This window comes from Plastoroseomonas hellenica, from assembly GCF_018129085.1.
Lineage (GTDB): Bacteria > Pseudomonadota > Alphaproteobacteria > Acetobacterales > Acetobacteraceae > Plastoroseomonas > Plastoroseomonas hellenica.
The window spans coordinates 1-5,337 of record NZ_JAAGBB010000110.1; the positions used below are offsets into that span (position 1 = coordinate 1).

1 protein-coding gene and 1 pseudogene are annotated in these 5,337 nt (G+C 72.5%); both read right to left on the reverse strand.

What is annotated here, in order from left to right; translation table 11 throughout:
* Positions 1-517 (reverse strand): annotated as a pseudogene (locus tag GXW71_RS33985) (hypothetical protein); the annotation flags it as partial.
* Positions 518-612: 95 nt separating this feature from the next.
* A partial coding sequence (locus GXW71_RS33990; RefSeq protein ID WP_211858424.1) for an autotransporter outer membrane beta-barrel domain-containing protein occupies positions 613-5,337 on the reverse strand: 4,725 nt, incomplete at its 5' end.

Sequence of the window (5,337 nt, forward strand, 5' to 3'; positions counted from 1 at the left end):
CAGGCCCCAAGGTGGCCGTGCCGGAGGTGCCGTCGCTGCCGATGCCGCCGGCGCCGCCGGTGGGCGTGCCCGCGGTGCCGGGGGTGCCGCCGCTGCCGCCGGGTCCGCCGGGATTGAAGGTACCGACGATGCCGCCACCCGCGCCACCGGCGCCGCCGGTGCCGTCAGGGGCACCGTTGGAGCCGGATTGCGCCTGGGTGGGGCTCGCACCGACGCAGCCTGGCGTCACGACGGCACCCAGGCCGCCGCCGCCACCACCACCCGCGCCGCCGCAGCCACCCGCGCTGAGGGCGCCGTCGCCATCCGCGAAGGCCGGAGTCGCCATGGGCCAGGCGAGCGCTGCCGCCAGGGCGCCCACCGGCAGCAGCCGGAGGCGTGCCGAAGGCCGGCGCGCGGGCGCGCCGCCGACCAATGCCGTCGTCGCGAACAGCCATGCGCGCGCATGGTCGATCTGCGACTGGCTTGATCCATCCGATGCGCCATGGCCGGCGCGGGCCGCCGAAAGGTGTGACTTCACGCAACTCTCCTCAGGCGGGGCGTTCGGCCCTTGCAACCAGGCCAGGAATGCGGGGGCAGGCGCGCCGCCCTGCGGGGCGGCGCGCCTGCGGGTGGCTACCAGTTGAAGCGGATGCCGATGGCGCCCTGGACCGCGGTCTGGCGGCTGTCGCCGCGGAAGGACCAGCGGTAATCGGCATGCGCGTAGAAGCTGGTGGTCTGGTTCACCCGCGCGGTGATCCCCGCGCCGACCTCCAGCGCCGTCTCCCCGAACCGGTTCTCGATCGGCGCGCTGTTGCCGAGGGTGACACGGTCGCTGCCCGAGAAGGCGTGCCACAGGTTCACCTTGGCGTAGGGCTGCCACAGCGTGCGTGCATCGCGCCCGGTGTATTGCAGCCGTGCGCCGAGGCGCCCCGTCACCGCGTCATCCTCGTTCCAGTCGACGCTGGAGAAGAGGTCGCGCGAGCGGTCCACCGAGACGCTCTGCCAGATGATCTGCGCCTGCGGCTCGACCTGCCAGCCACCGCCGAAGCGGATCGGGTAGCCGGCTTCCAGCGACGCCGTGTAGCCCACGCCATTGGTGTTCAGCGCCGTGCCGAAATCCGAGCTCGCCTTCACGTCGAACCAGTTCGCCTGGAACACCGCATCCACATACCAGCCGCTCGGACCGAAATGCGTCCAGTAGGCGCCGACCGAGGGCCCGCTCATCAGGAGACGGCCGACCTGCAGGTTCTGCCGGCCGAGCGCGAAGCCCGAGACGTTGGGCGCGTTGTAGTCGGTGTAGGCGACATAGACGCCGGCATGGTCGCGGTGGCCGCCCGCGTAAGGCTGGGTGCGCAGGATGTCGAAGCCGGCCTGCAGCCCGATCAGGTTGCCGGTGGCGCGGCTGTCCACGGTGCCGTCCCAGCGGTTGCGGGTGCGCTCCCCGAAGGCACGCGCCCAGGCGCCGTTGGCGTAGGGGCTGGAGCCCGCGAGGTCGCGGATATTGTCGAGCTCGCCGACGCGCTCATGCAGGGTGCCGAGGGTCGCCAGGCCCATCTGCCGGCCGATCGCTGCGATCGGCGCGTAGAGCGCCACCTCCGGCCGGTAGAGCGGGATGCCGGGGGAGCTCGGCGTCGCCGGGTTCGCGGGCGAAATCGGCGGGTCGAACAGGTAGGAGCGCAGGAACCAGTCATCGGCGCTGGCACTGCCGCCGCGGAAGAGCTGGTACTCGAAGGCGCCGGCGGCGGCGCGGGTGTCGAGGCGGAAGGCGCCCGCCGCGGTGGTGCCGCCATTGGTGACCTGCACCACCTGGATGCCCTCGGTGGTCAGTGCGCCGGGGCCGCCGACATTGGTGATGCGCATCCGGGTGTCGCCGGTCGCGGTGCCGCCACTGATCACCAGGCGGTCGGAGGCCGAGCTGTCGCCGCCGAGGAAGGTGTTGAGCGCGAGCACGCCGCCCTGCCCTGCGTAGTTGCCGGCGACCGTCAGCCGCGTCCCCGGCGCGCCGCCGAGCGTGACCAGCCCGGCATTGGTCAGCCCCGCGACGGTCTGGTCGTAGCCCGCGAGATCCAGCGTACCCGCCGCCGCGACCGCAACCGCGGAGGCCGGGCTGAACACACCGGTGGCGCCGGCGCGCAGGATGCCGGCATTCACCTGGGTCGCGCCGGAATAGGTGTTGGCGCCGGTCAGCACCGTGGTGCCGGTGCCGTCCTGGCGCACCGCGCCGGTGCCGGAGATGACGCCCGGCACGGTGAAGATGTCGCTGCGATTGAAGGCCAGGGTGCCGTTGTTCAGGACATTGCCGATGATGCTGCCTGACGTGCCGCCATTGCCGAGCTGCAAGGTGCCCTGGGTGATGGTGGTGCCGCCGGTGTAGGTGTTGGCGCCGGTCAGCACCGTGGTGCCGGTGCCGTCCTGCCGCACGCCGCCGCTGCCGGAGACGACGCCCGCGAAGGTCACGGTGTCGCTGCGGTTGAAGGCGAGCGTGCCGGCATTGGCGACATTGCCGAGGATGCTGCCGGTGGTGCCGCCATTGCCGAGCTGCAGGGTGCCCTGGGTGATGGTGGTGCCGCCGGTGTAGGTGTTGGCGCCGGTCAGCACCGTGGCGCCGCTGCCGTCCTGCCGCACGCCGCCGGTGCCGGAGACGACGCCGGCGAAGGTCACGGTGTCGCTGCGGTTGAAGGCGAGCGTGCCGGCATTGGCGACATTGCCGAGGATGCTGCCGGTGGTGCCGCCATTGCCGAGCTGCAAGGTGCCCTGGGTGATGGTGGTGCCGCCGGTGTAGGTGTTGGCGCCGGTCAGGATGGTGGTGCCGGTGCCGTCCTGCCGCACGCCGCCGGTGCCGGAGACGACGCCGGCGAAGGTCACGGTGTCGCTGCGGTTGAAGGCGAGCGTGCCGGCATTGGCGACGTTACCGAGGATGCTGCCTGACGTGCCGCCATTGCCGAGCTGCAGGGTGCCGGCGGTGATGGCGGTGCCGCCGGTGTAGGTGTTCTCGCCGGTCAGGATGGTGGTGCCGGTGCCGTCCTGGCGCACCGCGCCGGTGCCGGAGATGACGCCCGGCACGGTGAAGATGTCGCTGCGATTGAAGGTCAGGCTGCCGTTGTTCAGCACGTTGCCGACAATGCTGCCGCTGGTGCCACCATTGCCGAGCTGCAAGGTGCCCTGGGTGATGGTGGTGCCGCCGGTATAGGTGCTGTCGCCGGTCAGGATGGTGGTGCCGGTGCCGTCCTGGCGCACCGCGCCGCTGCCGGAGATCACCCCTGGCACGGTGAACGCGTCGCTGCGGTTGAAGGCCAGGGTGCCGGCATTGGCGATATCGCCGAGGATGCTGCCGGAGGTGCCGCCATTGCCGAGTTGCAGCGTACCGGCTGATATCGTGGTGCCGCCGGTGTAGGTGCTGTTGCCGGTCAGCACCAGCGTGCCGGGCCCCTGCATCGCGAGCGTGCCCGCCGAGGTCCCGTCCGAGATCACGCCCGTCAGGGTCTGCGTCGTGCCCGCGGGCGGCGTGACATTGCCGGTGCCGGTGATGGTGACGGCGTTGGGCACCGTGAAATCGCTGCCGGTGAAGGACAGCGTCGTGCCGTTCGCCATCGCCAGCGTGCCGGTGCCGAGCGCCGCATCATTCCCGACCGCGATGGTGCCGGCATTGAGGAAGGTGCCGCCGACATAGGTGTTGGCGCCGCTCAGCACCAGGGTGCCGGCGCCGAGCTTGGTGAGCGCCCCGCCCGCCAGCAGATCCTGCGCCACGGTGAAGGTGTTGGCGGCGTCGACGATGTTGAAGCCGCCGCCATTCACGCCCCAGGTGATGGCGCGCGTCGTCGCCGTGAAGCCGGTGCCGGTGACCTGCAGGGTGCCGCCGTTGAAGGTCAGCGGGCTGGTCGCGGGATCGCCGAGCGTCGCATCCTGCGCCACCGAGAGCTCACCGCCCAGGAGGGTCCAGGGCGTCGCGATGGTCGGCGCGCCCGTCAGGGTCCAGACGCTAGCCCCGTCCTTCACATAGGCGCCGAAGCCCAGATACTGGGTGCCGATCAGCCCGGCATTCAGGCTCGCATCGGTGGCACCGGCCAGCCGCAAGGTGTCGGCGCCGCTGAAGGCCTGGACGTTGCCGGTCATCACGAAGCCGGCCTGGAGCTCGAGCGTGTTGGTGCCGCTGCTGAAGGTGACGGCATTCGCCCGCACGGAAGTGGGGCTCAGGCCGCCGGCGATGGTGCCGGAGGTGATGACGGTGAGGTTGCCGCCGACGACGCCGATGCCGCCGACGCCGTCGATGCCCGTGACGCCGGCGGTGCTGCCGGTGCCGCCGGCCGCGCCCGCCGAGCCGTTGCCGCCCTGGATGGTGCCGGTGTTGATGATCGTCGCATTGGTATTGACGATGCCGGCGCCGCCATTGCCGCCGGCGCCGCCATTGCCGCCGATGCCGGCGGTGGTGCCGGTGCCGCCATTGCCGCCGGCGCTGGCGACGCCGGCATTGCCGCCGGTGATGAGGCCGGCATTGGTGACGTTGATCCCGGTGCCGTTGACGCCGGCGCCGCCGCTGCCGCCCCAACTGCCGCCGCCGCCATTGCCGCCGACCCCGCCATTCCCGTTGCCGCCAGTGCCGCCCGGGCTCGCGTTTCCGCCGGTGCCGCCGATGATGATTCCGGCGCCGGTGTTGGTCAGGGTGAAGCCGGAGCCCGCGACGCCGGAGCCGCCATCGCCGCCGATGCTGAAGGGGCTGGGATTCTGGGCGCCGCCGCCTGCCCCGCCGCCGGCGCCGCCATCACCGCCATTGCCGTTCGTGCCGGCATTGCCGCCGAGGCCGCCGGTGATGGTGAAGCCGTTGGTGACGTTGACGCCGGTCGAGAGGATAGCGGCACCGCCGATGCCGCCATGGCCGGCATAGGCGGAAGGCCCGCCTGTCCCGCCGGGGGCGCCTGCGCCCCCTGGTGTGCTGTTGCCGCCGAGCCCGCCGGTGCCGCCCGTGATATTCCCGCTGGTGCTGGTGCTGCCGCCGCCGTTCAGGATCGCGCCGGCACCGCCGCCGCCGCCGCCGCCGCCGTCATTGGTGGAACCGCCGGGGGCCAGGTTGAAGCCGCCATTGCCGCCGATGCCGCCGGTGCCGCCGGTGATGTTGCCGGCCGGCAGCACCGAGCCGACGAAGCCGGCACCGCCGCCGCCGCCGCCGCCGCCGGCGCCCGGCTGCACCGTCCCGGTGTCGGCGCCGTTGCTGCCGGTGCCGCCGGGGCCGCCATTGGGATTGCCGGCGGTGCCCGCGATGCCGCCAACGCCACCGGCACCGCCGGGAGCCGCCACGTTGAACTGACCACCCGCACCGCCGGCGCCGCCGTCGCCGTTGGGGGCGCCGTGGCCGCCGTTTTC